This window comes from Nocardia halotolerans (assembly GCF_042650145.1).
GTDB classification, from domain to species: domain Bacteria; phylum Actinomycetota; class Actinomycetes; order Mycobacteriales; family Mycobacteriaceae; genus Nocardia; species Nocardia halotolerans.
Genome location: NZ_JBHSDL010000005.1, coordinates 229,733 through 255,856 on the forward strand (window position 1 = coordinate 229,733; position 26,124 = coordinate 255,856).

A 26,124-nucleotide genomic window follows, 5' to 3' on the forward strand; every position below is an offset into this window, starting at 1 on the left:
TCACCGGCGGAGTGGACCGATGAGAACCGACTTGCCATCGCGCACCGACCAACTCACCGGAGGCGTGGACCGATGACCAGCCAACAACCCGCGGGCCCAGCGATTCTGCTCAATCTCACCAGGCGGCCCGAACCGTACCCGCCGCACGTGCGCCAGCGGCTCGAACTCGACGCCAAAGAGATCATCGCCCGCTACCCGCACCCGCGTTCGGCGCTGCTGCCGCTGCTGCACCTGGTGCAGTCCGAGGACGGGTACGTCACCGGCACCGGCATCGACTTCTGCGCCGACCACCTGGGCCTCACCGGAGCCGAGGTGACCGCGGTGGCCACCTTCTACTCGATGTACCGGCGCACCCCGACCGGCGACTACCACGTGGGCGTGTGCACCAACACCCTGTGCGCGGTCCTCGGTGGCGACGCGATCTTCGAGACGCTGCAACAACATCTGGGCGTGCGGCACGGCGAGACGACCCCCGACGGCGCCATCACCCTCGAACACATCGAGTGCAACGCCGCCTGCGACTACGCCCCGGTGATGATGGTGAACTGGGAGTTCTTCGACAACCAGACTCCCGAGTCGGCCCGCGCGGTCACCGACGCCCTGCGCGCCGGTGAGCCGGTACGCCCGACACGCGGCGCACCCCTGTGCACCTTCCGGGAGACCGCACGCATCCTGGCCGGTTTCCCCGACGAACGTCCCGGTGTGCTCGACGGCATGCCCGGCGCACCCACCCTGGCGGGTCTGCGCGCCGCCGAGGACGCCGCGACAGCCGACGGTTCGGCGGAGGGTCCGCGATGACCGCACTCACCCCCGTCCTGAGCAGGCACTGGGACCGACCACAGTCCTGGACCCTCGGCACCTACCGGGCCACCGGCGGTTACGACGGTCTGCGTGCCGCCCTGCGTGCCGCCCCCGACGAGGTGATCCAGACCGTCAAGGACGCGGGCCTGCGCGGCCGCGGCGGCGCCGGGTTCCCCACCGGCATGAAGTGGTCGTTCATCCCGCAAGGGCCAGGTCCGGACGGCACCACCAAACCGCACTACCTCGTGGTGAACGCCGACGAGTCCGAACCCGGCACCTGCAAAGACATCCCGCTGATGCTGGCCACCCCGCACACCCTCATCGAAGGCGTGGTGATCGCGGCCTACGCGATCCGGGCGGCGACCGCGTTCATCTACGTACGCGGTGAGGTGGTGCCGGTGCTGCGCCGGCTACAGGCCGCGGTCGCCGAAGCCTATGCCGCGGGCTACCTCGGCAAGAACATCCTCGGCTCCGGGTTCGACCTGGAACTGATCGTGCACGCCGGGGCCGGCGCCTACATCTGCGGCGAGGAGACCGCGCTGCTCGACTCCCTCGAAGGCCGGCGCGGCCAACCCCGCTTGCGTCCCCCGTTCCCCGCGGTGGCCGGCCTCTACGCCAGCCCGACGGTGGTCAACAATGTGGAGTCCATCGCCTCGGTACCGGAGATCCTGCGCAACGGCACCGACTGGTTCCGGTCGATGGGCAGCGAGAAATCGCCCGGATTCACCCTGTACTCGCTCTCGGGCCATGTCGCCCGGCCCGGTCAGTACGAGGCGCCGCTGGGGATCACGCTGCGCGAACTGCTCGGCCACGCCGGTGGCGTGCGCGCCGGCCACACCCTGAAATTCTGGACCCCGGGTGGCTCCTCGACACCGCTGTTCACCGCCGAACACCTCGATGTGGCCCTCGACTACGAAGGTGTCGCCGCGGCCGGGTCCATGTTGGGCACCAAGGCGCTGCAGATCTTCGACGACACCACCTGCGTGGTGCGCGCGGTGCTGCGCTGGACCGAGTTCTACGCCCACGAATCGTGCGGCAAGTGCACACCGTGCCGCGAGGGCACCTACTGGCTGGTGCAACTGCTGGACCGGCTCGAAGCAGGCCAGGGCACCGACGCCGACCTCGACAAGCTCGCCGACATCGCCGACAACATCAACGGCAAGTCCTTCTGCGCACTCGGTGACGGCGCGGCCAGCCCGATCTTCTCCTCGCTGAAGTACTTCCGCGAGGAGTACCTCGAGCATCAGCGCCGGGGCGGTTGCCCGTTCGATCCGGCTCGCGCCACGGTGTGGGCCCCAGGGAAAGGGAACGCATGAATCCCGCATCGCGTAGCCGACCGGTCAAGGGCGCCGCACCGGCGGGCGAACCCGGCGCAGCGCCCGCGAAGAAGAACGACGCCGCGCCCACCGACCTGGTGAGCGTCACCATCGACGACACCACCGTCGAGGTCCCCGCGGGCACCCTGGTGATCCGTGCCGCCGAACTCATCGGTGTGCAGATCCCCCGCTTCTGCGATCATCCCCTGCTCGAGCCGGTCGGTGCGTGCAGGCAGTGCATCGTCGAGGTGGAGGGCCAGCGCAAGCCGGTCGCCTCCTGCACCATTCCGGTCACCGACGGAATGATCGTGCGCACCCAGCTCAGCTCCCCGGTCGCGGAGAAGGCGCAGCGCGGAGTGATGGAACTACTGCTCATCAACCACCCGCTCGACTGCCCGGTCTGCGACAAGGGCGGCGAGTGCCCGCTACAGAACCAGGCGATGTCCACCGGCAGCGCCGAGTCCCGGTTCGAGGGCGAGAAACGCACCTACCCCAAGCCGATCCCGCTGTCCACGGCAGTGCTGCTGGACCGGGAGCGGTGCGTGTTGTGCGCGCGCTGCACCCGGTTCTCCCAGCAGATCGCCGGTGACCCGTTCATCGAGCTGATGGATCGTGGTGCGCTGCAACAGGTCGGCATCGCGCAGGCCGAACCGCTGGATTCGTACTTCTCCGGTAACACCGTGCAGATCTGCCCGGTGGGCGCGCTCACCGGCACCTCCTACCGGTTCCGGGCCCGCCCGTTCGACCTGGTGTCCACCCCGAGCGTGTGCGAGCACTGTGCCTCGGGTTGCGCGCAACGCACCGATCATCGCCGCGGGAAAGTGTTGCGCCGTTTGGCCGGCGACGACCCGCAGGTCAACGAAGAATGGAACTGCGACAAAGGCCGCTGGGCCTTCGCCTACGCCACCGAACGTGACCGCCTGACCATCCCGCTGGTCCGCGGCTGGGACGGTGTCCTCGCACCCGCGTCCTGGCCGCAGGCACTGGCGGCCGCCGCGACCGGGCTCAGCGCCGGAGTCGGCAATGCGGGTGTGCTCGTGGGTGGTCGCATCACCGAGGAAGAGGCCTATGCCTACAGCAAGTTCGCCCGCATGGTGCTGGCCACCAACGACATCGACTTCCGCAGCCGGGTGCACTCCGCCGAAGAACAACAGTTCCTCGCCGCGCGCATCGCGGGCCGTGGCGTAGGGGTCGACTACACCGCGCTGAGTGCGGCACCGGCCGTGCTGCTGGTGGGATTCGAACCGGAAGAAGAATCCCCCATCGTGTACCTGCGGCTGCGCAAGGCCGCCCGCGCCCGGACCTTGCGGGTGGTGTCGCTGGCGCCGTTCGCCTCCCGCGGGCTCGAACGTCTCGCCGGTGCCCTCATCCAGACCCCGCCCGGCGGTGAAGCCGACGTGCTCGACGCCGTTCGTGCCGAAACCTCGCCCGACGCCACCGAACTGATGACGATGCTGCGCAGCCCCGGCGCGGTCATCATGGCCGGTGAACGCCTGGCGGGCAGCCCCGGCGCGCTCTCGGCGGTGGTCCGGTTGGCTGCGGACACCGGTGCCGCGATCGCCTGGGTGCCGCGGCGGGCCGGTGAACGCGGCGCGCTCGAAGCCGGTGCGCTGCCGGACCTGCTGCCCGGCGGCCGACCGGTGACCGACCCGGTCGCACGCCAACAGGTTCGCCATCGCTGGCAGTCCGCGGAACTGCCGGCCGCCCCAGGACGCGACACCACCGCGATCCTGGCGAGCGCCGCGCAGCTGGGCGCGCTCATCATCGGCGGAGTCGACCCGGCCGACCTGCCCGACCCCGCCGGCGCCCTGGCCGGTATCGACGCCGCGCGATTCGTCGTGAGCCTCGAACAGCGCCACAGCGCCGTCACCGAACGCGCCGACGTGGTCTTCCCCGTCGCGACGGTCGTGGAGAAGTCGGGCACCTTCCGAACCTGGGAAGGCAGGCCACGCCCGTTCGCCGGCGCCCCGCTCGACACCACCCGCCGCGTCGCCGCGCCCCTGTCGGATCTGCGGGTGCTGCACGCGCTCGCCGCCGAGATGGGCGTCGCGATCGACCTGCCCGATGCCGCCGCCGCCCGTACCGAACTCGACGCCCTCGGCCCCTGGACCGGTGAACCCGTCGCCGCACCCCACACCCCCGCGCGGCCGTACCCCCGGCCCGGACCGGGCACCGCCGTTTTGGCCGGTTGGCGCATGCTGCTCGACGCGGGCCGCCTGCAGGACGGAGAACCGAATCTGGCCGGGGTGGCCCGCCCACCGGTGGCGCGCCTGTCGGCCGCGACCGCCGCCGAGATCGAAGCCGACGACGCCGATCACATCATCGTCTACACCGACAGCGGCGAGATCGGGTTGCCGCTGATGATCACCGACCTGCCCGACCGGGTCGTGTGGCTGCCGCTGCACTCACCCGGCTCGACGGTCGCCGCCACCCTCGGGGTGACGCCCGGCGCCGTGGTGCGCCTGCGCCGCGCCGACGACAGGATGAAGGAACACCGTCATGAGTGATCGTGTGCTGCCCCTCGCAGCCGAAGCCGGACCGGTCTTCGGCACCGATCCGCTGTGGCTGGTGCTCGTCAAGGCCCTGGGTGTGTTCGTCTACCTGATGCTGGTGCCGCTGATCGCGGTGTACGCCGAACGCAAGGTCGTTGCCCGCATGCAGATGCGGCTGGGCCCCAACCGGGTCGGACCCAAAGGCATGCTCCAGTCGATCGCCGACGGCGTGAAGATGGCGCTCAAGGAAGACATCATCCCGGCCCTGGTCGACAAACCGATCTACGTGCTCGCCCCGATCATCTCGGTGATCCCGGCGTTCATGGCGTTCGCGGTGATCCCGTTCGGACCGGAAGTATCGATCTTCGGTACCCGGACTCCGTTGCAGCTCACCGACATGCCCGTGGCGGTGCTCTACATCCTGGCGATCACCTCCATCGGCGTGTACGGCATCGTGCTCGCCGGCTGGTCGTCGAACTCCACCTACCCGCTGCTCGGTGGGCTGCGCTCCACCGCGCAGGTGATCTCCTACGAGATCGCGATGGCACTGACCTTCGCCACGGTGTTCCTGCTGTCGGGCACGATGGCGACCTCCGGGATCATCACCGCGCAGGAGGGCACCTGGTATGTGTTCCTGCTGTTGCCCTCGTTCCTCATCTACTGCGTGGCGATGGTCGGCGAAACCAACCGGGCGCCGTTCGATCTGCCCGAAGCCGAAGGCGAACTCGTCGGTGGTTTCCACACCGAGTACTCCTCGCTGAAGTTCGCGATGTTCATGCTCGCCGAGTACGTCAACATGGCCACGGTGTCCGCGCTGGCGACCACCCTGTTCCTCGGCGGCTGGCGGGCACCGTTCCCGATCAGCCTGTGGGAGGGCGCCAACTCCGGGTGGTGGCCGCTGCTGTGGTTCACCCTCAAGGTGTGGACGTTCCTGTTCGTGTTCGTCTGGTTGCGCGGCACCCTGCCGCGCCTGCGCTACGACCAGTTCATGAACCTCGGCTGGAAGCTGCTCATCCCGACCTCGCTGGTGTGGGTGATGATCGTGGCCGGTGCCCGGGTGCTCGAGGTCGAGAACATCACCGGTGCGACCCCGATCCTGGTCGGCGTCGGCATCGTGATCACCGCCGCGTTGATCGCGACGTTCCTGCGCGCCGGCCGGGCGAAGGGGTTGGCCCCACTACCCGATGATCCCGCCACGTCGGCGGTGTTCCTCGGCTTCCCGACGCCGCCGATGCCACCGCGGCCCGCGGGTGCCGAGCCGCGCATCGGGTTGTTCGAACCCCTCGCCGGATTCGCGGTCACCGGCGCCACCATGTTCAAGAAACCCAACACCGAGTCCTACCCCGAGCAGAAGGTGCCGACCGCGCCGCGCTACCACGGCCGCCACCAGCTCAACCGGTACGACGACGGGCTGGAGAAGTGCATCGGTTGCGAACTGTGCGCCTGGGCCTGCCCCGCCGACGCCATCTTCGTCGAAGGCGCCGACAACACCGAAGACGAGCGTTACTCCCCCGGCGAACGGTACGGGCGCGTCTACCAGATCAACTACCTGCGCTGCATCGGTTGTGGCCTGTGCATCGAGGCGTGCCCCACCCGGGCGCTGACGATGACCAACGACTACGAGCTCACCGACGGCAACCGCGCCGACCTCATCTACGAGAAGGACCGGTTGCTCGCGCCGCTGGAACCGGGGATGGCGCCCCCGCCACACGCGATGGCCCCCGGTACCGACGAGGCCGACTACTACCTGGGCCGGGTCGGTGCGGCACCGTCGGAAGAGGAGGTGCTGCGATGAGCGCACACCTGATGGCCGCCGAGATCGCCCCGACCGCCACCGGTGAAGCCGTGCTGTTCTGGGTACTGGCACCGATCGCGGTCCTCGGCGCTCTCGGCATGGTCACCGCCGCCAAGGCCGTGCACTCGGCACTGTGCCTGGCCGCCACCATGATCTCGCTGGCCGTGTTCTACATCGCCGAGGGCGCGCTGTTCCTCGGCGTCGTGCAGATCGTGGTCTACACCGGCGCGGTGATGATGCTGTTCCTGTTCGTGCTGATGCTCGTCGGTGTCGACTCGGCCGAATCCCTGCGCGAAAACCTGCGCGGGCAGCGCATCGCCGCCGCGATCGTCGGTGTCGGCTTCGGGTTCCTGCTCATCGGCGGCATCGGCTCGGCGCTGCGCGACAACACCACCAGCTACCCCGGGCTCGGTTTCGGCGGTCGCGATGTGATTCCAGAACTCGCCGAGCTGATCTTCCTGCGCTACGTGTGGGCTTTCGAACTGACCGGCGCCCTGCTGATCACCGCCACCATCGGCGCCATGGTGCTGGCCCACCGCGAGCACTTCACGCCCCGGCGCGGGCAGCGCGAGATGTCGCGCGACCGGTTCCGTACCCCGGGCGAACGCGCCACACCCCAACCGACCCCCGGGGTCTACGCCAGGCACAACGCTGTCGACAGCCCGGCCCAGCTGCCCGACGGTTCCTTCGCCGAACAGTCGGTGAGCACCATCCTGCGCCACCGCCGCACCCGCGCCCACACCGAAGCCGCCGCGCTCTCGGTCGCGACGGTGCGCGAGGACGATTCGACGGCCGACGAGGAAGGCAAGCGGTGAACCCCCAGAACTACCTGTTCCTGTCTGCGCTGCTGTTCACCATCGGGGCGGCCGGAGTGCTGTTGCGCCGCAACGCCATCGTGGTGTTCATGTGCGTGGAGCTGATGCTCAACGCGGTGAACCTCGCGTTCGTCACCTTCGCCCGGCTGCACAGCAACCTCGACGGGCAGGTGATCGCCTTCTTCACCATGGTGGTCGCCGCCGCCGAGGTCGTCGTCGGCTTGGCGATCATCATGACGATCTTCCGTGCCCGCCGGTCGACCTCGGTCGACTCCGCCAACCTGCTGAAGTTCTGACATGGGTACCGCAACGTTGTGGCTGCTGCCCGCCTTCCCGCTGCTCGGTGCACTGGTGCTGTTGCTGCTCGGGCGCCGTGCCGACCGCTGGGGCCACTATCTGGGCACCGGTGCCGCACTGGCCTCCTTCGCCGTGGCCGTCGTCGCGTTCATCGCCATGCTCGGACGCAGCGACGCCGCCCGCGCCGTACACACCGAACTGTTCACCTGGGTGCCCGTCGCCGAACTCCAGGTGGGTCTCGGGCTCCAACTCGACCAGCTCTCGATCTGCTTCGCCCTGCTCATCACCGGTGTCGGCACGCTCATCCACATCTATTCGATCGGCTACATGGGCCACGACCCGGGCAGGCGCCGCTTCTTCGGCTACCTCAACCTGTTCCTGGCGGCCATGCTGGTGCTGGTCCTGGCCGACAACTTCCTGGTGCTCTATCTCGGTTGGGAAGGCGTCGGCCTGGCGTCCTACCTGCTGATCGGTTTCTGGTACGCCAAGCCGTCGGCCGCGACGGCAGCCAAGAAGGCGTTCGTGGTGAACCGGGTCGGCGACATGGGCCTGGCCATCGCCATGATGGTGATGTTCTCGACGTTCGGTTCCTTCGACTTCCGCACCGTGTTCGCCGCGACACCCGGGGCGAGCGAGGGCACGCTCACCGCCATCGGATTGCTGTTGTTGCTGGCCGCATGCGGCAAGTCCGCGCAGGTGCCGTTGCAGTCCTGGCTCGGCGACGCCATGGAAGGTCCCACTCCGGTCTCGGCACTCATCCACGCCGCGACCATGGTCACCGCCGGTGTTTACCTGATCGCCCGCGCCAACCCCATCTTCGACCTGGCGCCGAACGCCCGCACCGCGGTGCTGGTCGTCGGCGCGGTGACGCTGTTGTTCGGCGCGATCATCGGTTGCGCCAAGGACGACATCAAGAAGGCGCTGGCCGCGTCCACGATGAGCCAGATCGGGTACATGATCCTGGCCGTCGGCCTGGGCCCGGCCGGATACGCCTTCGCCATCATGCACCTGCTAACCCACGGCTTCTTCAAAGCCGGGCTGTTTCTCGGGGCCGGCTCGGTGATGCACGCGATGAACGACGAAACCGACATGCGCCGCTACGGCGGACTGCGCACCCTGATGCCGATCACGTTCATCACCTTCGGGCTGGGCTACCTGGCCATCATCGGGGTGCCACCGCTGTCGGGCTTCTTCTCCAAGGACAAGATCATCGAAGCCGCCTTCGACCAGGGCGGAACCACCGGAATGCTGCTCGGGGCGGTCACCCTCGCCGGTGCCGGGCTCACCGCCTTCTACATGACCAGGGTGATGCTGATGACCTTCTTCGGCGAACGCCGCTGGAAGCCCGACACTCACCCCCACGAGTCCGCGGCGGTGATGACCGGGCCGATGATTTTGCTCGCCTTCGGGTCCGTGTTCGCCGGTGGGCTTTTCGTCTGGGGCGCGTCGCTGGTGAACTGGCTCGAACCCGTTGTCGGTTCCCATCACGGCGAACCCGTGGTGCCCCCGGCGGTGGTCACCGGGCTCGCGTTGACGGTGGTCGCGATCGGTGTGGCCGTGGCCTACCGCAAGTACGCCGAAAGCCCGGTCCCCGAGACCGCGCCGGAGAAGGTGAGCGTGCTCACCGGTGCCGCCCGCAAGGACCTCTACGGCGACGCGGTCAACGAGGCCGTGTTCGAACGACCGGGCAGGCACCTGACCAGAACGCTGGTGTTCCTCGACGCACGCGGGGTCGACGGCATCGTCAACGGCACCGCCGCCGCGCTCGGCGGGCTCTCCGCCCGGACCCGGCGCGTACAGACCGGTTTCGTTCGCTCCTATGCCCTGTCCATGTTCACCGGCGCGGCTCTGGTGGCCGCTGCCCTGCTGGCGGTGAGGTTCTGGTGAACTCGTTTCCCTGGTTGACGACGCTTTGGCTCGCCCCCGCGATCGGGGCCGCCGCGGTCCTCGTGGTACCCGCCGCTGCGCGCACCCTGGCCCGCGCGCTCGCGTTCGCGGTCTCGATCGCGGTGCTCGTCCTCGCGGTGGTGCTCACCGTGCGGTTCCAGCCCGGCGGTGAGCAGTACCAGTTCGTCGAGTCCCACGAATGGATCCCGGCGTTCGGCGTCGGCTACACGCTGGGGTTGGACGGCATCGCCACCGCGCTCGTGCTGCTCACCGCGGTGCTCGTGCCGCTGCTGATCCTGGCCGGCTGGAACGACGACACCGGTGCGGGCCGCCGGACGAGCCACCTCTACATGGCGCTGATGCTGCTGGTCGAGTCGATGGTGCTGATCTCGTTCCTGTCCCTCGACATCCTGCTGTTCTATGTGTTCTTCGAAGCGATGCTGATCCCGATGTACTTCCTCATCGGTGGTTTCGGCGCCCGCACCACCGACCCCGCGGTACGCGCGCAGCGCACCCGGGCCGCGGTGAAGTTCCTGCTGTACAACCTGTTCGGCGGGTTGATCATGCTGGCCGCGGTGATCGGGCTCTACGTGCTCACCGCGCAGGCCGGGCTCGGGCAGGGGTCGGCGGGTACCTTCGATCTGCGCATCGTCGTCGCGGCGGCGAACAACGGTGAGCTCGGTGGCAGCACTGCCCTGCTCAACGCCCTGTTCCTCGGGTTCATGTTCGCCTTCGCGGTGAAGGCGCCGCTGTGGCCGCTGCACACCTGGTTGCCCGACGCGGCGGTCTCGGCCACCCCGTCGAGCGCGGTGCTGATGATGGCGGTGGTCGACAAGGTGGGCACCTTCGGCATGCTGCGCTACTGCCTGCTGCTGTTCCCGCTGGCCTCGGAGACGTTCGCGCCGTTGGTGATCACCTTGGCGGTGATCGGCATCCTCTACGGCGCGCTGCTCGCGATCGGGCAGACCGACGTGATGCGCCTGATCGCCTACACCTCGATCTCACATTTCGGGTTCATCGTCCTCGGCATCTTCGTCATGACCAGCCAAGCCCAGTCCGGTGCGGCCCTGTACATGGTGAACCACGGGTTGTCCACGGCCGCACTGTTCCTCATCGCCGGGTTCCTGGTGACGCGGCGCGGCAGCCGGTTGATCGCCGACTTCGGCGGCGTGCAGAAGGTGGCCCCGGTACTGGCGGGCACCTTCCTCATCGCCGGGCTGGCCACCTTGTCCCTGCCCGGGCTGGCGCCGTTCATCAGCGAATTCCTGGTGTTGATCGGCACGTTCAGCAAGTACAAGGTCGCCGCGGTGTTCGCCACCGGTGCGCTGGTACTGGCCGCGATCTATGTGCTGTGGCTGTATCAGCGGTTGATGACCGGACCGCTGCGCCAGGACAACGAACACCTGCGCGACCTGGTGCCCCGTGAACTCGCGGTGGTGGTGCCACTGCTCGTGGCGCTGCTGGTGCTCGGTTTGTATCCGAAACCGATCCTGGACCTGGTGAATCCCGCGGTGGGACAGACGTTGTCGACGATCGGTAAACACGATCCGGCGCCGACGGTCCCCGCCCCAGAAGCCGGTGCGGTCATCCCGCCCGCAGGCGGCCACAAATGAGGACGGACTCCGTGACCATCAATGAGCTCGCGGCCCCCGTGACCGCACCGAGTATCGAATACCACCTGCTCGCGCCGATGCTGATCGTGTTCGGCGTCGGTGTGATCGGGGTGCTGGTCGAAGCATTCCTGCCCCGGACCTTCCGCTACCCGACACACCTGGTGCTCGGCATCGGTGGTGTGCTGGCCGCGCTGGTCGCCGTCGTGCTGCTCGCCGGTACCGAGGCCACCGCGGTGGCCGGGGCGGTGGCCGTCGACGGGGTGACGCTGTTCCTGCAGGGCAGCATTCTGGTGGTCGCGCTGCTCGGGCTGCTGCTGATCGCCGAACGCGGTGCCGTGCCACGCGTGCGCAGCGGACCGGGGACGTGGAGCCGGGCAGCCGCCGTGCTGGACCGGGGTGTCGACGCGTTCACCCCGCAGGCTTCGGCGGTGCCGGGTAGCGCCGACGAACTCGCCGCGGTGCGCGCGGGTGTCTCGACCACCGAGGTGTTCCCGCTGACCCTGCTCGCTGTCGGCGGTCTGCTGCTGTTTCCCGCCTCGAACGACCTGCTCACCATGTTCGTCGCCCTGGAAGTGCTGTCGCTGCCGCTGTATCTGCTGTGTGGGCTGGCGCGGCGCAGGCGGCTGTTGTCCCAGGAAGCCTCGCTCAAGTATTTCCTGCTCGGCGCGTTCTCCTCCGCGTTCTTCCTCTACGGTGTCGCCCTGCTCTACGGACAGACCGGCACGGTGTCACTGCCCGGGATCGGTGCGGCACTGGCCGAGCAGCCCGAGAACGCGACGCTGGCGCTGCTCGGTATCGGTTTGCTCGCCGTGGGTCTGCTGTTCAAGATCGGTGCGGTGCCGTTCCAGGCGTGGGTGCCCGATGTGTATCAGGGCGCGCCCACCCCCATCACCGCGTTCATGGCCGCGGCCACCAAGATCGCGGCCGTCGGTGCCACCATGCGGGTGCTGATGGTGGGAACCGGTGCGCTCAGCGATGATTGGCGCCCGGTGCTGGCGGCGGTAGCGGTGGCCACGATGGTGGTCGGTGCGATCCTGGCGATCACCCAGACCGATGTGAAGCGGATGCTGGCCTACTCCTCGATCGCTCACGCGGGCTTCGTGCTGGTCGGCCTGACCGCCACCGACTCCGCCGGGATCGCCGCGGTGCTGTTCTACCTGCTGGCCTACGGTCTCGGCACGGTCGGCGCGTTCGCGGTGGTCACCCTGGTACGCGACAGTTCCGGTGACGAGGCGACCGCGCTGTCGCAGTGGGCGGGGCTGGGCCGGCGCTCACCGTGGCTGGCGTCGGTGTTCGCGCTGCTGCTGCTCTCCTTCGCCGGTATCCCGCTGACCGGCGGCTTCGTCAGCAAGTTCGCTGTTTTCGCGGCCGCGGCCGGGGCCGGCTACACCTCGCTGGTCGTCGTCGGTGTGGTCTGCAGCGCGATCGCCGCGTTCTTCTACCTGCGGGTGATCGTGCTGATGTTCTTCACCGACCCCCCGGTCGAGGCTCCCGTCACCACCGCCCCCTTCGCCACCACTCTGGTCATCGCCTTCACCACCGGCGCCACCGTGCTCCTGGGTGTGTTCCCTCAGCCGATCCTCGATCTCGCCGAACGCGCCGCCGAGTTCATCCGCTGAAGTGGGCGACGCCGCAGGCGCACTCGCCTTCGGGCGAGAACGGCGTCGTCCTTGTACTCAGGCGAGAGCGGCGACCAGCAGGGTGAAGGCGGCGACGATAACGGCGACGCGGACGTAGTGGAAGCGGTCCCAGCGGTTCATCTGCTCCTTCCAGTCGGCGGGCCGGTTCTGCGAGGTCCATGCCTTGGCCCGGTTGTTGATCGGGACGAGCAGCAGCAGTGACATGGCCACGCTGAGGATCAGCAGCGCACCGGCGATGACGACGAGACCGGTGCCGTCGTGGTGCCACCCGGCGACGGCCCAGACCGCGACGAGGACGAGTGAGCCGATGTACCAGACCGGCATGACGGCGCCGAGCATCCGGCCGCCGTGGCTTCGGCCGCGCTGACTGCTGTCGTCGGGGAGGGCGTTGAGGATCGGGTTGACGACGAAGGCGACGGAGAACTCCACCCCCACCATCAATCCGACGACCACGGTGGTGAACACCTCGAGTGCGTTGAGCATGACGACCTTCCATAAAACCTAGTAACGCTAGCCGTTGTGCCGACGCTAACATTGCTATTGCTCGACTGTCTAGCACTGCTAGGCTCTGGGTATGTCGGTACAGGAACGCAAGGAGCGTGAACGGGCGGGCCGCGAACGCCTCATCGTGGCGACGGCCCGCGAACTCGCCGAGCAGCAGGGCTGGGACGCGGTCACCACCCGCCGGCTCGCCGAGCGCATCGAGTACAGCCAGCCCGTCCTCTACAGCCACTTCCGCGGCAAGCGCGAGATCATCGGTGCCGTCGCCCTGGAAGGCGCCGCCGAGATGGCCGTGGCGGCGCGGGCCGCGGCCGCCGGTGCGAACAGTCCGCGTGAGCGGGTCACCGCCCTCGCCCTCGCCTACCTCGACTTCGCCGCACACAACCCCGCGGTCTACGACGCCATGTTCCAGCTCGACGGCGGCTTGGCCTTCGCCGACGAGCACACCCCCGCACCGCTCAAGGACGCTTTCGCCGCACTCCTGGAGACCCTCACCGCGGTCGCCGGAGACGGGGTCCACCCGGAACTGTTCACCGAGGTGTTCTGGGCGGCCCTGCACGGTCTGGCGACTCTGACCCGAGCGGGACGACTGCCACCGGCGGATGCCGCGCAGCGGGTGGAACTGCTGGTGGACCGGCTCGCCGTGGTCTGACGCACGACTGTTCGTTTCGACCATCGCCTTCGGTCGCCGTAGCGAGGATAATCGTCACCGGGGATGACACGCTCGCACCACCAGGAGGCAGCGATGATGCACAGCCACCGGGAGTTCTCTCGCCTGGTCCACGCGCTCGGCGAGGAGTCGTTCGGCGATGACGAACTACGGCATGCGGCCTGGGCGGCGCGCTGTGCCGGTAGAGGTGACGCCGCCCCGCTGCGCCCCGAGGACCTCGACACCATCGCCGACCGGATCCAGCTCACCACCCTGCCCGCCGGTTCGGTGGTGTTCGCCGCGGGCGAGCCCGCGCAAGGAGTGTGGACAGTCCGCGACGGACAACTCGAACTGACGGCGGGTTCAGGGCCCGAGCCCGCGGTCGTGGACATTCTGCGGCCCGGCGACACCGACGGTGACATCGCGCTGCTGCTCGACCTCGCGCCGAGCTACACCGCTCGCACCCTCTGCGACGCCGAATGCCTGTTCCTGTCCTCGGCCGACTTCGACGCGGTACTCGGCGGCCACCCCACCCTCGCGCGCCGCTGGCTCGCCAATGTGATCGAACGGGTTTCGGCCACCCAGTCACGACTGGTCCGCATTGTCGGCCAGCCACTCTCCACTCAGCTGGCCCGACTGCTGCTCGACGAAGCCGTCCGCGGGTGTGTCCAGCTGCCCCAGCGCACGCTCGCGGCCATGCTCGGTGTGCAGCGGCCCTCGCTGAACAAGATTCTGAAGGAGTTCGAACGCGACGAGCTCATCAGCGCCGGCCACGGAACCATCACCCTCGCCGACGCCGATGCCCTGCGCCGTATAGCCGGGACCGGCGAGTCGCCGCGTGCCAGCTTGGCCTGAAGCGCCGCGCTTGATCAAGGCGAAATAGGTCCGGGCTCACAACCCTCAGATCATGGAGTATCGAGGACCTCGCGCAAGCAGGCGGCGAAAGCGGCGGGTTCGTCGACGAATCCGGTGTGGTCGCCGGGAAAGATCACGGGATCGACGCCCAGCGCCGCGGCCAGTTCGCGCGAAGTGTGGTCGCACAACTGACCGGTGGACGCGGCGCCGATGCCGACGATGACGCGGGTCGGGATCGAGCGCAGCCGCACCGGGTCGGGAACCCAGGCGGTGGTGTGGCGCAGTTCGTGGGCGAACCAGTAGCGCTCGCTTGCGACTTGCTGAGGGTCGCGTTCGCCGCCGCACATCTGCTCGAGCACCGGTTCGGGAATGCTGATGGCGGCCTGGGCGAAGAATTTCGCCCAGGCGCCGACCACGTCACCGGTCGCGTAGGTGGCGATGATGTCCTCGGTGACCGCGCGCTGGGCATCGGCGTCGGGCAGCAGCTCGCGCAGTGGCGGTTCGTGCGCGACGACGGTGGTGACCAGATCGGGTTCGGCCTGGGCCAGTGCGAGCGCCGACACTGCGCCACCACTGGAACCAAGCACCACAGCCGGCCCGGCATCGAGGTGGGTGATCAGGCGGGCCAGGTCGTCGGCGCGGGCCGGCACCGTGGAATCCTGCGCCGGATCGTCCAGTGGGCTGGCGAAATGCCCGCGCGGATCGGTGGTGAGCACGGTGTTGGTGGTGGCCAATTGGTCGGCCAGCGGCGCGAACGCCGCGGCGTTCATCGGCGCGCCGACCACGACGACGAGCGGTCCCGCACCGCGGACCGCGTAATACAGGCGGGCATCGGGCACAACGAGGGTGCCGGTGGTGACGGCGGAGCTGGCGGTCATGGAACTCTCCCGGATCTCGGCTACAGGTAGCACTCATAGAGACGATGTCCGTCCGGAGAATTCATCGGTGCGCGGCTTCGACTTCAGTTGTACGACTGTGCGACACCGTTGAGCAGATTCTCCAGGGTGTCGTAGGCGGGGACGTCGACCACATCGATGAGGTCGGTGGGCACCGGCACCGCACTTTCGGCGGCGACCGCGCTGAACTGGGTGTTGTCACCGGTGCGGAACCCGTGCTCGGCGGCGAGCCTGCGCAGTTCGGAGTTCTCGGTGAGCAGCCGGCCGACACGGTCACCGGTGTCGCTCAACGGGACCAGGGTGTGGCTCGACAGCACGGTCGGCGTCGGGTACGCCAGCACCATGTCGGGTGTGATCCGCCCGGCTGCCGCGGCTTCGACGAACTGCGCTTCGTAGATGCACACCAGCGGTGTGGGACCCATCCCGTTGGTGAGGTACTGGTTGAAGGGGCCTTCGCTGCTGTTGTCGGTGTACCCCTGGGCGAGGAACAGTTTGGTCAGCGCGGGCAGCACGTGCTGTTCGGCGGTCTCGCCGCGCACGATGGTGTGGTCGTTGGCGACGTAGGCGGCGATCGAGAGATACATCGCGGCGGAGTTGGAGGTGCGTGGGTCGGTGGTGGAGACCAGGATGTTCTTGGCCACCGGGTAGGTGGTGTTGCCGGGCAGATCGTCCCATTGCACGCCACGGGCGGCCAGGTCCAGGTACCGGTCCATGTCGAAGGTCGCGACCGGGCCGGGCGTGAGCACGCCTGCGGCGGTGAGCAACTCGGCGATGGGCCGGTAGGTGGCGATCGCGATCGGTGAGGAGAACGGGGTGTACCGGGTGGTGACCTCGCGCTGGCGTTGAATGCGTTCGGCGGCCGGTCGACTGGACGGGAACGCGAAGTCGTAGCCGTCCAGGTCCACGGTGGTGGCGATCTGGCGCGACCCGGCCGGTGCCACGTCGACGCGGATGCCGTGGTCGGCCAGCACCCGCACCACCCGCTCGTCGGTGAAGTACGACATCTTCTCCGACCCGACGACACCACGCACCACGGTCACCGCCGGTGCGGCAGCCGGGCTCTCGGCATTACCCGGCAGCAGCACGACCCCGGCGACGACTCCGGCCACCACCGCGGCCGCACCCACCGACAACGGCACCAGCCCGCGCCTGCTCACGCGCCGCTGGACCGGTTCGCCAGCGTCGGCGGCGACCACCGCGTTCACTCGCGCGCTCGGCGCGGGAACGCGCACGGTCGGGTCCGGGTCGGCCAGTTCGCTGCGTACGATCCGCTCGACCAGGATCGGCACGAACTCCCGGATCGGTTTGCCCGCGAAGCGGTTGTGCGCGGCGCCCACCGCCGAGGTGACCTGTTCGACGGGGACCGCCTCGGCGAGATCTTCGACCAAGCTTTCGGTCATGCGCCGCATGGCCAGCTCTTCACGCTCGACGGCATCGGCAACTACGCCGGGGGTTACGCGCGACACCACTGTTCTCCTGGGCTCACTTCGGGCTGGGGGACGCGGCGCGCCGACCGGAACTCCCGTGCGCACGCCGCGGGCCACGCTACCGGCGCACAGCACAGTTACCCCACCGGTGACGGGCCGGGCGCGCAGAATTCAACGCCCGCTCCGCTGCCCGCAATGCCGTGTTGTCCGATTGTTCGCACAAACGCACGAAACCGCCAGTGCGGGTAGGTAATTCGCGTTCGACCTGCTCTGGCTCGGGGCTACTCGGCGGTGGCGTGCGCCGAAACCACCGTGGTCCCGGCCGCGGCCGTTGCGGTACTCCACGCCGGGCGCAGCATTCCTCCGGCGAGCAGTTCCAGCGCGCCGATCACGATCAGACCACCACCGGCGACCGTCGCCAGACCGGTGACGGTCTCGAACTTGATCGCGATCACCGTGAGCCCGATCGCGCATGTCCCCACCCCGCACACCTCGTGTGGCCATCCCGCGACGATGCCGTCGTCCCAGGCCGCGGTCAGCGCCTGCACGATCCCGCGAATGGCCCAGCCGATACCCAGCCACAGCGCCAGCAGTTCGACGTGGCCGCCGTTGAACGCCAGCAGCGCGAGCACGAACGTGAGCACCGCGGTCGCCAGCGCCAGCAAACGCAACACCATCGCGATGTGCGCCCACAACGCCAGGAACGCCTGCGCGAGCGCGCTGAGCAGCAGGGCGGCACCGAAGATCATGGCCAGGCTCGATGCGGTGCGGCCGGGCCACAGCAGGGTCGCCGCCGCGAGAACCAGCGAACACCCGCCGGCGATCCGCATCGCCTGGCGGGCCCGGTGCCGGATGTCGGGGGCTTGCTGTGCGGCGCCGGAGCCTGTCATGACACCCGCTCGCGCAGGTACGGCGCGGTCCGGCTGACCGGGTCGGCCGCAACATGCTCCGGAGTTCCCTGCACGACGATGCGCCCACCGCGCGCCCCACCCCCGGGACCCATGTCGATCACCCGGTCGGCCTGGGCGACGACGGTCATGTCGTGTTCGACGACCACCACCCCGGCACCGGCGTCGACGAGCGAATTGAGCTGCCTCAGCAGCACATCGACGTCGGCGGGGTGTAAGCCGGTGGTCGGCTCGTCGAGCAGGTAGAGGGTGTCGGCGCGGCGGGCGCGTTGCAGTTCGGTGGCCAGCTTCACCCGCTGCGCCTCACCGCCGGACAACTCGGTGGCCGGTTGCCCGAGCCGGAGATAGCCGAGCCCGACGTCGGCGAGGGTGTGCAGCGCCCGCGCGACGACCCGGACATCGGCGAGGAACTCCCCCGCGTCGTCGACGGTCATGTCCAGTACCTCGGCAATCGTGGTGTCACGGTAGGTGATCTCCAGGGTTTCGGGGTTGTACCGGGCACCGTGGCAGTCCGGGCACGGACTGTAGGTGCTGGGCAGGAACAGCAGTTCGACGGTGATGTAGCCCTCGCCCTGACAGGTCGGGCACCGTCCTTCGGCGACGTTGAACGAGAACCGGCCCACGCCGTAACCACGGGCCCGGGCCGCGGAGGTGGCGGCGAACAGTTTGCGGACAGTGTCGAACAGTCCGGTGTAGGTGGCCAGGTTCGAGCGCGGTGTCCGGCCGATCGGCGCCTGATCGACCTCGACGACCCGCACGACCTTCGGATCGGCATCGGCGGCCCTCGACACCGCGTGCAGCAGTGTCGATTTGCCCGACCCGGACACCCCGGTGATGGCGGTGAACACCCCCAGCGCGATATCGACGTCGAGATCGCGCAGATTGTGGCTGGTCACCGACCGCAACTCCAGGCACCCGCGGGGTGTGCGGGCCGCCCGTGACGGGCGCTCGATCTCGTCGAACAGGTACGGGCGCGTCACCGAATCGGGCACCGCGCGCAGACCTTCCACCTCGCCGCTGTAGAGCACCCGGCCGCCGTGCACCCCCGCGCCGGGTCCGATATCGATCAGCCAATCCGCGTGGCGCACCACGTCGAGGTCGTGTTCGACGAGGAACACACTGTTGCCCGACCGTTTGAGCCGGCCGAGCACCGTGGTCAGCGCGGCGGTGTCGGCGGGATGCAGACCGGCCGACGGTTCGTCGAGAATGTAGACCACCCCGAACAATCCGGAGCGCAGCTGCCCGGCCAGGCGCAGCCGTTGCAGTTCACCGCCGGACAGCGTGGGGCTTTCCCGGTCCACACTCAGATAGCCGAGGCCGAGTTCGATCAGCACCGCGATGCGTGAGGTGAGGTCCTGGGTGAGCACCGCCGCCGCACCGGTGCCCACGGTGTAGGGACGCAGTACCTCGGCGAGTTCTTCGAGTGGGAGTTCGGCGAGTTCGGTGATGTTGTGTCCGGCGAAGGTCACCGCCAGCGATTCGGGTTTGAGCTTGCGTCCGGCGCAGCGCGGGCAGGTGGCGGTGTGCAGGTACCCGGCGGCGCGGGCCCGGGTCGCCTCGCTCTTGGACTCGGCGTGCGATCGCAGCAACAACCGTTGGGCGCCGGTGTAGGTGCCCTGGTAGGGGCGATGGATGCGGTGCGCTTCGCGTTCGGGTTCGACGGTCACCACCGGTTTCTCGTCGGTGAACAGAATCCATTCGCGCGCCGCCGGTGACAGTTCGCGCCACGGTGTGTCGATGTCGTAGCCGAGCGCGGCCAGCACATCGCGCAGGTTCTTGCCCTGCCACGCCCCCGGCCACGACGCGATCGCACCTTCACGGATGCTCAGCGACGGGTCGGGGACCATCGACGCCTCGGTGGCTTCGTGGACGACGCCCTGCCCGTGGCAGCGTGGGCACGCGCCTTCGACGGTGTTGGGTGAGAACGCGTCCGAGTAGAGCCGGTTGGTGCCTTCCGGATAGTGTCCAGGACCGGTTCTGGCGGGCCCGGCCGGATAATCACCTTCGCGCGACATCAGCAGTCGCAGGGTGTTCGAGATGGCGGTGACCGTGCCGACCGTGGAACGTGACGACGGTGCGGAGCGACGCTGGGCCAGCGCCACTGTCGGCGGCAGCCCCGTGACGTCGTCGACATCGGGAGCTTCGATCTGGTGCAGCAATCGGCGGGCATACGGCGCCACCGACTCCAGGTAGCGGCGCTGGGACTCCGCGTAGAGGGTGCCGAAGGCCAGCGACGACTTGCCCGAACCCGACACACCGGTGAAGGCGACCAGGGCATTTCGCGGCATGTCCGCGTCCACATCACGCAGGTTGTGGACGCGGGCACCACGCACCCGAACCGAAGGATCGACCTCGTGCGAATCCACAGCTACCGAGATTACCCGCTCGGTGCGCGGGTTCGGTGTTCTAGAAGAACCAGCCGAGTTCGGGGGCGCGTTCGGTGGCGAACGCGGCGTCGAAGTCATCGAGCACCATCGGGCCCGTGACACTGATGCGGTGCGCGCGAGCGTAGTCACGCGCCCGGTGCGCACCGAAATACAGTCCGCCCAGCACGTTGATGTCGCAGGTGAGGTCGGGGGTGCGCGACGTGGGTGCGCAGGCGGCGATGCCGTCGCGCACGCGCAGCGCGAAGGTGCCCCCGGCGTCACGGAACGGGTCGTGCACGGCCACCACCGCATCCAGGTCGTGCCGGTAGGAGCGGGCGGTCAGCGCGGCGGGTACGTCCATCACCCGCGCCCACAAGGCGTCCCCGCGCCGGGTCAGTGTGACCGCGCGCGGATCGGTGAGCAGGTACGGCAGCGGATCATCTTCGGCCAGCGTGGCTTCGACGGTGTCGACCAGATCCATGCCGAGCAGCACCCGCCACAGTGCGGCGTGTGCCTCGGTGGTGATCGCGCGCATTTCCCACAGCACCACCGTGGGCCGACCGTCGAGGTAGCGGCGTCGATACAGGGCGTACCCGTCGGCGTGGAGCAGGACGTACAGCGATGTGGCACCGTCACGGTTGCGGTCGGGGTCGGCGAACAACAGTGCCCATTTCGCGTCGGGGCGCTCCTGGGCGCCGGGCGTGCGCTGCTGCCACCGCGCATAGACCTGCCGGAGGTGGGATTTCGCGGCCTCCATGGTGCTGATCGTGACGCCACCCGGGTCCGGTGTGGTGGCCCGGAATTCGGCGCGCCGGCGATCGATGCGCACCACGGTGTCGTGGATGGTCGTCTCGTAACCGAACCGGCCGTAGATCGTGGCTTCGCTGGCGGTGAGGATCGCCAACGGCAGCCCCTCCGCTGCCGCCCGGGCGTGTTGAGTGGTGAACAGTGCCCGCAGAATCCCCCGTCGCCGATGCGTCGGTGCGACCGCCACCCCTTCGACTCCGCACGCCCGCACCGTCTGCAGGCCCGGCACGGTCACGTTCATGGTGATGTCGACGGTGTGGCCGACCACCTGATCGCCGTCGACCGCGACCAACGACCGTTCAACCGGAAACAACCGCCCCTGTTCTTCGAGCTCCACCGGCCCGTAGCGCATCCCGAACCCGGTCTCCCGCAACAACACGATCGCCGCCCGGTCCGCCTCAGTGGCCGCCCGCACCCGCACGCTCTTCGCCGAAGTCATGCCCGAACCCTGCCATGCGCGCCCGTTCTCTCACAGGCAATTTCCCGGCGCGCTATCGCGACACCACGCTGACCAGCTCGACAATCGACCGTTCCAGCCCGTTGATCACATACGGCGCGGCGACCGAACCCCGCACGTCCGGCAGCGGGCCCACCGGGAGCCGGTGAAATCGCAGGATCACCGCTGGCGAAAGCTCGGTGTGATCGGTGCAGGTGTCGCCGTCCACGGTCGCGCCCGGTGCGGTGTTCGAGAATTGCAGGTCGGTGTGGTTCACCACCACGGTCGAGTCATCGGTGTCGCTGTGGCTCTGGGATTGCGCCGCGACCTTTCCCGCCAGCAGGTCGGCCACCGCGGCGACGGCGACCGGATCCCGGGTGCCGTCGTAGACCCAGCGTTGGCCGAGGACGCCGTGCTCGGCCGTGCCGAGCAACGCCGAGTCGGCGCCGGGCAGCGGGGCGTCGCGGTAGGTCAGCGGCACGTGATACAGCACCGGGCCGAGTGCGGAGTCGTCGATCAGGAGCATGAATTCGATACCCACCGCACCGTCGGCGTCATCGAGCCGGAATCCACCGGCCCTGCTCAGGCGCGGTGCACTACCCCGGTACCACTGCCGGCTCGGCAACCACGCTTCGACGAGCTCGAGCTTGCTCGGTGTCAAGGACGTGTGATGGATGACAGCCATATCGCAGGGTACTGCCGGAACGGTGGGGTCCGCAGTCCCGGTGGCATCGGTACACAGCCGCTTCCGCGACGCCGTTCACCGCCTGCGCCGCGAACGCGCCGATCGCGGCACTGCATTCGCACACGAACAACACCGCGGCGACGGCCACACCCAGCGCGACGAAGAACCGGGGCGTGGAAGTCACCCAGATCAGCTGCGCCACCTTGGCGAAAGGCTAGCGGGCCGGGGTTCACGGCCGGTGCGGGAAACTACGCGTCTACTGTGGACCCAGCTGGGTACTCCCCGGTCATCGGTGAATGCCGATGCCGCAGTGAGTCATTCGATTAGAATCATTGCAGGGTGAGATCCTCGGTCACCCATGCCGGTCTGTCGGCACCAGCGTGAATCATCTCGGTAGTTCCACCAGTTTCGGAAATATCATCGGATACGCAGTCATGCAGGGGGTTTCATCATGTCCACAGCTGTCGATTTCGCGGCTCGGCTCATCGATCCGGCAGCGATCGCCGCGGCCGGGCATTCCGCCGTCCTCGCCTACGTCTCACCGAGCAGGCCCGGCGCGAACTTCGGCGCCAAACCGATCACCGCCGATTACGCGCGCGCTCTGGCCGCCGCCCGCCTGGACATCGTGTCCATCTGGCAATACGGCAAACCGGGCGATGCCACACCGTCGGACTGGACCACCGGATTCGACGGCGGGCGGCGCATGGGCGAACAGGCACTGGCCACCCACCTGAGTCTGGGCGCACCCCGGCAGGCACCGATCTTCTTCGCCGTCGACGAGGACATCACCCTCGCCCAGTGGAACAGCACCGCCGTGGAGTTCTTCCGCGGCGTCAACTCGGTACTCGACGTGGCCTGGACCGGGATCTACGGGCATTCGCGGGTGTGCGCGTGGGCCATCGAGGACGGCGTGGTCGGCAGCCGTGGTGAGTTCAGCTGGGCGTGGCAGACCCGGGCCTGGTCGGGCACCGAACGCGAACCACGGGCCGTGCTGTACCAGCGGGTGATCGACACCCCGAGCGACCCCGGCCCCCTCATCGACGGCACCCGCGTCGACGTCAACGACATTCTCGCCCCCGACTTCGGACAGTGGAGCCTCGACCGTTCGGTGTCGATGCCCCCGTTCACCGAGATCGACCGGCTCGGACCCTCGCACTCACCACGCAACGGCGCCCGCATCCGTAACTTCCTGCTCCACACCCAGGAGGGCAACGGCACCGCCGAGACCCTGGCCGCCTACCTCAACAACCCGTCCAACGGCGTGTCCTACCACTACACGCTGCGCGACGGCGTGGTGGTGCGGGTGGTGCCCGAAGAGCTCGCGTCCTGGTCGGTGCTCTCGGCGAACCCGTTCACAGTGAACCTGTGCTTCGCGGGCAGCCGGGCGGCGTGGTCGCGCGCGCAGTGGCTGGCCATCGACGGCGACCTGCGGATCGCGGCCTACCTGGCCGTGCGCAGCGCCCACCGGCACAGCTATTCGACCCAGGTGATCGGTCCCGAATACCACGTGGCCGACGGCATCACCGACCACCAGTACGTGACCAAGGCGTTGGGGATCGGCACCCACACCGACGTGGGCCCGAACTTCCCCTGGGACGTGTTCGCCGCCCATGTCGGCGAATTCGCCGGACCCCGACCCAACGCCATCGACGCGCGCGCCGCGGCCACACCCTGGCTCGGGGTGCGGCGCACCGATGGCGAGATCTCCACCCCCGACGGGCTCGGCCGCTTCGCCGAATTCGAACACGGCTACGTCTACTGGCATCCGGCCACCGACGCCCATGCCATCCCGGCCCCCATCATGACCAAGTTCGCGGAACTGGGCTGGGAGGCAGGCAGATTGGGTTACCCGATCGCCGAGCACACCGAACTGCCCGATCCGCGTGGCACCGGCCCGGGGCTGGCACAGGCTTTCCAGGGCGGCACCATCTACCGGCGAGCCGGTGGCCCCGCCTTCCACGTGCACGGGGCGATCGGTGCACGCTGGGCGGAATCCGGCTTCGAGAACGGTGAACTCGGTTGGCCGGCATCCGACGAGACCGCCCATGCCGATGGTGTGTACCAGGAGTTCGAGTTCGGGCGGATCTACTGGGTGCCGGGAAAGATTGTCGCACTGCGACATTCGGGCGAACCCGACACTCCGTTCGACCGCCCGGCCTAGGGCTTGTGTCGAAGTGGTCGGGCCATCGTCTCGCTGACGGGGCACCGGGCAATATCTGGGCGGTGACACCCCGATCGATACCGGCGGCGACGGCGTCGAAGGCGACCGCGGCCGAATCGGCGGCTTACTTGCCGCGCACGGTGTCGGCGCCGACTCGTTCCCCCAGGTCTGGAGCTGGTCGGCGGCGGCGCGGAAGGTGTCGGCGGCGCCGAGCAGCACCCGGCGGCCGTCGGCGACCAGCACGCGAACTCGGCGATGGCCGGGCGGCCGAAGAGGCGGCGGCCATCGCCGGTGTTCCAGATCGCATCGGCGCGGAAGAGCGCGGTGAATTCGGTGACCAGTTCGTTGGCCTGGGCGTGCTCGACGGACTCGACGACAGCGCGGACGGCGGCGAGTTCTATGTCGAGATCGTCGGGGGTCAGCCCAGTAGCAGCACGATCGCGGTGGCGCCGACGCTGAGGATCATGGCGGCCACCACGAGGATGGCGACCAGTCGGGTTCGCGACGACGGTCCGGTGTAGGTCGGTTCGTCGTTCAGCATGTCGGCGAGATCGACGGCCGCGAACTCGCGGGTGGTTTCCAGGGGGCCGGGCTGCTCGGTCATATGCGCTGACGCTAGTCGAGTGCGTTGCTCGCCGCTGCGGATACCCCGTTCATCTCCACGGAACGGGTGCCGGCGAGCAGTTCGTCGAGTTGCCGTTCGGCGCGTTCGGCGCGGGCCAGAGTTTGCTGTCGCGCGTCGTCGAGCGTGGCGAGGCGTTCCGCGGTTTCGGCTCTGAACTGGTCCAATGCCGCGGCCGCCTCGGTACGCCTGGCCTCGGTCTCGGCCGTGGTGGTGCGGCGCAGCTCGGTGAGTTCGCTTCGGGTGTGGTCGAGTTCGGTGCGGGTGGTTTCCAGTTCGGCGCGTGCTCGCCGCCATTCCGCCCGTGCTTCGTTCGCCGCCTCGACGCGTTCGGCGGCGGCCAGTTCGGCGCGTTCGGTCGCGCGGTCGGCGTCGGCGGCCCGCTGCACCGCCAGGTCGCGTTCGGCGTGGGCCGCGTTCACTCGTGCCTCGGCATCGCGGCGCACGTGAGTGATTTCGGTGTCGGCGCGTTGTTCGGCGCGCGCCACTTCTTCGGCGGCTTCCTGCCGGATCCGTTCGATTTCTGCGGTGGCCTCGCGCCTGGCTGCGCGCACTTCCGTCTCGGCGGCACTGCGCGCGGCGAACACCTCGTCGGCGGCCTGTTTGGTCGACCGTTCCACCTCGGCCAGTGCGTCGTCGCGCGTACTGTGCGCGGCCGCGATCAACTGCTCGGCTTCCTCAGCGACTGCCGCCGCGTCTTCGGCCGCCGATTCCGCGAGCGCCCTGGCTTCTTCGGCGTCGCGCCGCGCCTGTTCGGCGGCCACCGCCCGCACGTCGGCGTCGGCGATCCGGCGTGCCGCCTCCGCCTGCACCGCCTGGACCTGCGCTTCAGCCACTGAGGGATCACCGAGGGTGGACAGCTCCGTGACCGCCGCATTCAGCGTCGCCCCCAACTGTTCGGCCAGTCCTTGGAACTGCCCGAGCAACTCGTCGGCTCGCAGTCGAGCCGCTGTCACCGGCCCCTGAGCCGTCACAGTGACATTTTCGCCGCCACCCTCGACCTCCTGCTGCTGCCGTTGCCGCTCCCGCCATGCGCGCCATCGCGTGTGGTCGGGGTGATCACAGTATTCGGAGGGGCGACCGGGGCCACCGCCTCGAGTGATCGGACGGGAACAGCCAGGGTAGTTGCAGACGCTCGACACAGGAGAATCGTAG

Annotated in this window: 21 protein-coding genes and 1 pseudogene; 12 read left to right on the forward strand and 10 right to left on the reverse strand. The window is 68.8% G+C overall.

Features of this window, described 5'->3' with window-relative positions; translation table 11 throughout:
- The first annotated feature begins 72 nt into the window (after positions 1-72).
- Genes nuoE through nuoN form a run of 9 tightly spaced genes read left to right on the forward strand, consistent with a single transcriptional unit; the run spans position 73 to position 12,635 of the window.
- Entirely contained in the window at positions 73-798 is a 726-nt protein-coding gene (gene nuoE, locus ACFO5K_RS05205; RefSeq protein WP_378556480.1) for an NADH-quinone oxidoreductase subunit NuoE, read from the forward strand.
- Positions 795-2,117, forward strand: coding sequence for an NADH-quinone oxidoreductase subunit NuoF (gene nuoF / locus ACFO5K_RS05210; RefSeq protein WP_378556483.1), 1,323 nt, complete (start codon positions 795-797; stop codon positions 2,115-2,117). The genes nuoE and nuoF overlap by 4 nt, the downstream gene beginning before the upstream one ends.
- Positions 2,114-4,624 (forward strand): NADH-quinone oxidoreductase subunit G, encoded by a 2,511-nt coding sequence (locus tag ACFO5K_RS05215; RefSeq protein ID WP_378556486.1) that lies wholly within the window; start codon positions 2,114-2,116, stop codon positions 4,622-4,624. The genes nuoF and ACFO5K_RS05215 overlap by 4 nt, the downstream gene beginning before the upstream one ends.
- Positions 4,617-6,404 (forward strand): NADH-quinone oxidoreductase subunit NuoH, encoded by a 1,788-nt coding sequence (gene nuoH / locus ACFO5K_RS05220; RefSeq protein WP_378556489.1) that lies wholly within the window; start codon positions 4,617-4,619, stop codon positions 6,402-6,404. Before ACFO5K_RS05215 ends, nuoH begins: the two co-directional genes overlap by 8 nt.
- Positions 6,401-7,219: an NADH-quinone oxidoreductase subunit J gene (locus ACFO5K_RS05225; RefSeq protein ID WP_378556492.1), complete on the forward strand. Its 819-nt coding sequence runs from the start codon at positions 6,401-6,403 to the stop codon at positions 7,217-7,219. Before nuoH ends, ACFO5K_RS05225 begins: the two co-directional genes overlap by 4 nt.
- A complete protein-coding gene (nuoK, locus tag ACFO5K_RS05230) occupies positions 7,216-7,515 on the forward strand; it encodes an NADH-quinone oxidoreductase subunit NuoK (protein WP_378556495.1) in 300 nt (99 codons plus the stop codon). Before ACFO5K_RS05225 ends, nuoK begins: the two co-directional genes overlap by 4 nt.
- Position 7,516: 1 nt before the next feature.
- The gene (gene nuoL / locus ACFO5K_RS05235) at positions 7,517-9,403 is read left to right on the forward strand and encodes an NADH-quinone oxidoreductase subunit L (RefSeq protein WP_378556498.1); all 1,887 of its coding nucleotides are present in this window, start codon (positions 7,517-7,519) and stop codon (positions 9,401-9,403) included.
- Complete coding sequence (locus ACFO5K_RS05240; protein WP_378556501.1) at positions 9,400-11,016, forward strand: NADH-quinone oxidoreductase subunit M; 1,617 nt, start codon at positions 9,400-9,402, stop codon at positions 11,014-11,016. Before nuoL ends, ACFO5K_RS05240 begins: the two co-directional genes overlap by 4 nt.
- The gene (gene nuoN, locus ACFO5K_RS05245) at positions 11,013-12,635 is read left to right on the forward strand and encodes an NADH-quinone oxidoreductase subunit NuoN (protein WP_378556504.1); all 1,623 of its coding nucleotides are present in this window, start codon (positions 11,013-11,015) and stop codon (positions 12,633-12,635) included. Before ACFO5K_RS05240 ends, nuoN begins: the two co-directional genes overlap by 4 nt.
- A 57-nt stretch (positions 12,636-12,692) precedes the next feature.
- Here nuoN and ACFO5K_RS05250 read toward each other — a convergent pair whose 3' ends face one another.
- Complete coding sequence (locus tag ACFO5K_RS05250) at positions 12,693-13,139, reverse strand: anthrone oxygenase family protein (RefSeq protein ID WP_378556507.1); 447 nt, start codon at positions 13,137-13,139, stop codon at positions 12,693-12,695.
- A 91-nt stretch (positions 13,140-13,230) separates the two neighbouring features.
- On the opposite strand from ACFO5K_RS05250, the gene ACFO5K_RS05255 reads away from it, so the two are divergent.
- Together ACFO5K_RS05255 and ACFO5K_RS05260 are read left to right on the forward strand one after the other, a co-directional pair.
- The gene (locus ACFO5K_RS05255; RefSeq protein ID WP_378556510.1) at positions 13,231-13,809 is read left to right on the forward strand and encodes a TetR/AcrR family transcriptional regulator; all 579 of its coding nucleotides are present in this window, start codon (positions 13,231-13,233) and stop codon (positions 13,807-13,809) included.
- Between the two features lie 93 nt (positions 13,810-13,902).
- A complete protein-coding gene (locus ACFO5K_RS05260) occupies positions 13,903-14,661 on the forward strand; it encodes a Crp/Fnr family transcriptional regulator (protein WP_378556513.1) in 759 nt (252 codons plus the stop codon).
- Between the two features lie 50 nt (positions 14,662-14,711).
- Here the strand turns inward: ACFO5K_RS05260 and ACFO5K_RS05265 are convergent, their stop codons facing one another.
- The 6 genes from ACFO5K_RS05265 to ACFO5K_RS05290 form a co-directional block, all read right to left on the reverse strand.
- On the reverse strand, positions 14,712-15,539 hold the full coding sequence (locus ACFO5K_RS05265; protein ID WP_378556516.1) for an alpha/beta fold hydrolase: 828 nt from the start codon (positions 15,537-15,539) through the stop codon (positions 14,712-14,714).
- 83 nt (positions 15,540-15,622) lie between these two features.
- Positions 15,623-17,023: a three-helix bundle dimerization domain-containing protein gene (locus ACFO5K_RS05270; protein WP_378556519.1), complete on the reverse strand. Its 1,401-nt coding sequence runs from the start codon at positions 17,021-17,023 to the stop codon at positions 15,623-15,625.
- 242 nt (positions 17,024-17,265) lie between these two features.
- Complete coding sequence (locus ACFO5K_RS05275) at positions 17,266-17,874, reverse strand: DUF308 domain-containing protein (RefSeq protein ID WP_378556522.1); 609 nt, start codon at positions 17,872-17,874, stop codon at positions 17,266-17,268.
- The gene (locus ACFO5K_RS05280) at positions 17,871-20,180 is read right to left on the reverse strand and encodes an ATP-binding cassette domain-containing protein (protein ID WP_378556683.1); all 2,310 of its coding nucleotides are present in this window, start codon (positions 20,178-20,180) and stop codon (positions 17,871-17,873) included. Before ACFO5K_RS05280 ends, ACFO5K_RS05275 begins: the two co-directional genes overlap by 4 nt.
- 118 nt (positions 20,181-20,298) lie before the next feature.
- Positions 20,299-21,504 (reverse strand): GNAT family N-acetyltransferase, encoded by a 1,206-nt coding sequence (locus tag ACFO5K_RS05285; RefSeq protein ID WP_378556524.1) that lies wholly within the window; start codon positions 21,502-21,504, stop codon positions 20,299-20,301.
- Positions 21,505-21,556: 52 nt separating this feature from the next.
- Positions 21,557-22,186 (reverse strand): maltokinase N-terminal cap-like domain-containing protein, encoded by a 630-nt coding sequence (locus ACFO5K_RS05290; protein WP_378556527.1) that lies wholly within the window; start codon positions 22,184-22,186, stop codon positions 21,557-21,559.
- A gap of 451 nt (positions 22,187-22,637) precedes the next feature.
- On the opposite strand from ACFO5K_RS05290, the gene ACFO5K_RS05295 reads away from it, so the two are divergent.
- Positions 22,638-24,347: a glycoside hydrolase domain-containing protein gene (locus tag ACFO5K_RS05295; RefSeq protein ID WP_378556529.1), complete on the forward strand. Its 1,710-nt coding sequence runs from the start codon at positions 22,638-22,640 to the stop codon at positions 24,345-24,347.
- 40 nt (positions 24,348-24,387) lie between these two features.
- On the opposite strand, the pseudogene ACFO5K_RS05300 reads toward ACFO5K_RS05295, so the two are convergent.
- The 3 genes and pseudogenes from ACFO5K_RS05300 to ACFO5K_RS05310 all read right to left on the reverse strand — a co-directional run.
- Positions 24,388-24,593 (reverse strand): annotated as a pseudogene (locus tag ACFO5K_RS05300) (signal recognition particle-docking protein FtsY); the annotation flags it as partial.
- Positions 24,594-24,765: 172 nt separating this feature from the next.
- Entirely contained in the window at positions 24,766-24,951 is a 186-nt protein-coding gene (locus tag ACFO5K_RS05305) for a hypothetical protein (RefSeq protein WP_378556532.1), read from the reverse strand.
- Between the two features lie 11 nt (positions 24,952-24,962).
- Positions 24,963-25,943 carry a hypothetical protein gene (locus tag ACFO5K_RS05310; RefSeq protein WP_378556534.1) on the reverse strand — a complete coding sequence of 327 codons (981 nt, stop codon included), beginning with the start codon at positions 25,941-25,943 and terminating at the stop codon, positions 24,963-24,965.
- Positions 25,944-26,124 lie beyond the last annotated feature (181 nt).

What these genes read in the sequence shown, in the direction of transcription:
- nuoN (WP_378556504.1), top strand. Translation starts at nt 11,013, where the DNA reads ATGAGGACGGACTCCGTGACCATCAATGAGCTCGCGGCCCCCGTGACC.
- ACFO5K_RS05290 (WP_378556527.1), bottom strand. Translation starts at nt 22,186, where the DNA reads ATGGCTGTCATCCATCACACGTCCTTGACACCGAGCAAGCTCGAGCTC.
- ACFO5K_RS05285 (WP_378556524.1), bottom strand. Translation starts at nt 21,504, where the DNA reads ATGACTTCGGCGAAGAGCGTGCGGGTGCGGGCGGCCACTGAGGCGGAC.
- ACFO5K_RS05225 (WP_378556492.1), top strand. Translation starts at nt 6,401, where the DNA reads ATGAGCGCACACCTGATGGCCGCCGAGATCGCCCCGACCGCCACCGGT.
- nuoF (WP_378556483.1), top strand. Translation starts at nt 795, where the DNA reads ATGACCGCACTCACCCCCGTCCTGAGCAGGCACTGGGACCGACCACAG.
- ACFO5K_RS05265 (WP_378556516.1), bottom strand. Translation starts at nt 15,539, where the DNA reads ATGACCGCCAGCTCCGCCGTCACCACCGGCACCCTCGTTGTGCCCGAT.
- ACFO5K_RS05295 (WP_378556529.1), top strand. Translation starts at nt 22,638, where the DNA reads ATGTCCACAGCTGTCGATTTCGCGGCTCGGCTCATCGATCCGGCAGCG.
- ACFO5K_RS05280 (WP_378556683.1), bottom strand. Translation starts at nt 20,180, where the DNA reads ATGCCGCGAAATGCCCTGGTCGCCTTCACCGGTGTGTCGGGTTCGGGC.
- ACFO5K_RS05305 (WP_378556532.1), bottom strand. Translation starts at nt 24,951, where the DNA reads ATGACCGAGCAGCCCGGCCCCCTGGAAACCACCCGCGAGTTCGCGGCC.
- ACFO5K_RS05215 (WP_378556486.1), top strand. Translation starts at nt 2,114, where the DNA reads ATGAATCCCGCATCGCGTAGCCGACCGGTCAAGGGCGCCGCACCGGCG.
- nuoL (WP_378556498.1), top strand. Translation starts at nt 7,517, where the DNA reads ATGGGTACCGCAACGTTGTGGCTGCTGCCCGCCTTCCCGCTGCTCGGT.
- nuoE (WP_378556480.1), top strand. Translation starts at nt 73, where the DNA reads ATGACCAGCCAACAACCCGCGGGCCCAGCGATTCTGCTCAATCTCACC.
- ACFO5K_RS05275 (WP_378556522.1), bottom strand. Translation starts at nt 17,874, where the DNA reads ATGACAGGCTCCGGCGCCGCACAGCAAGCCCCCGACATCCGGCACCGG.
- nuoH (WP_378556489.1), top strand. Translation starts at nt 4,617, where the DNA reads ATGAGTGATCGTGTGCTGCCCCTCGCAGCCGAAGCCGGACCGGTCTTC.
- ACFO5K_RS05255 (WP_378556510.1), top strand. Translation starts at nt 13,231, where the DNA reads ATGTCGGTACAGGAACGCAAGGAGCGTGAACGGGCGGGCCGCGAACGC.
- ACFO5K_RS05250 (WP_378556507.1), bottom strand. Translation starts at nt 13,139, where the DNA reads ATGCTCAACGCACTCGAGGTGTTCACCACCGTGGTCGTCGGATTGATG.
- ACFO5K_RS05260 (WP_378556513.1), top strand. Translation starts at nt 13,903, where the DNA reads ATGATGCACAGCCACCGGGAGTTCTCTCGCCTGGTCCACGCGCTCGGC.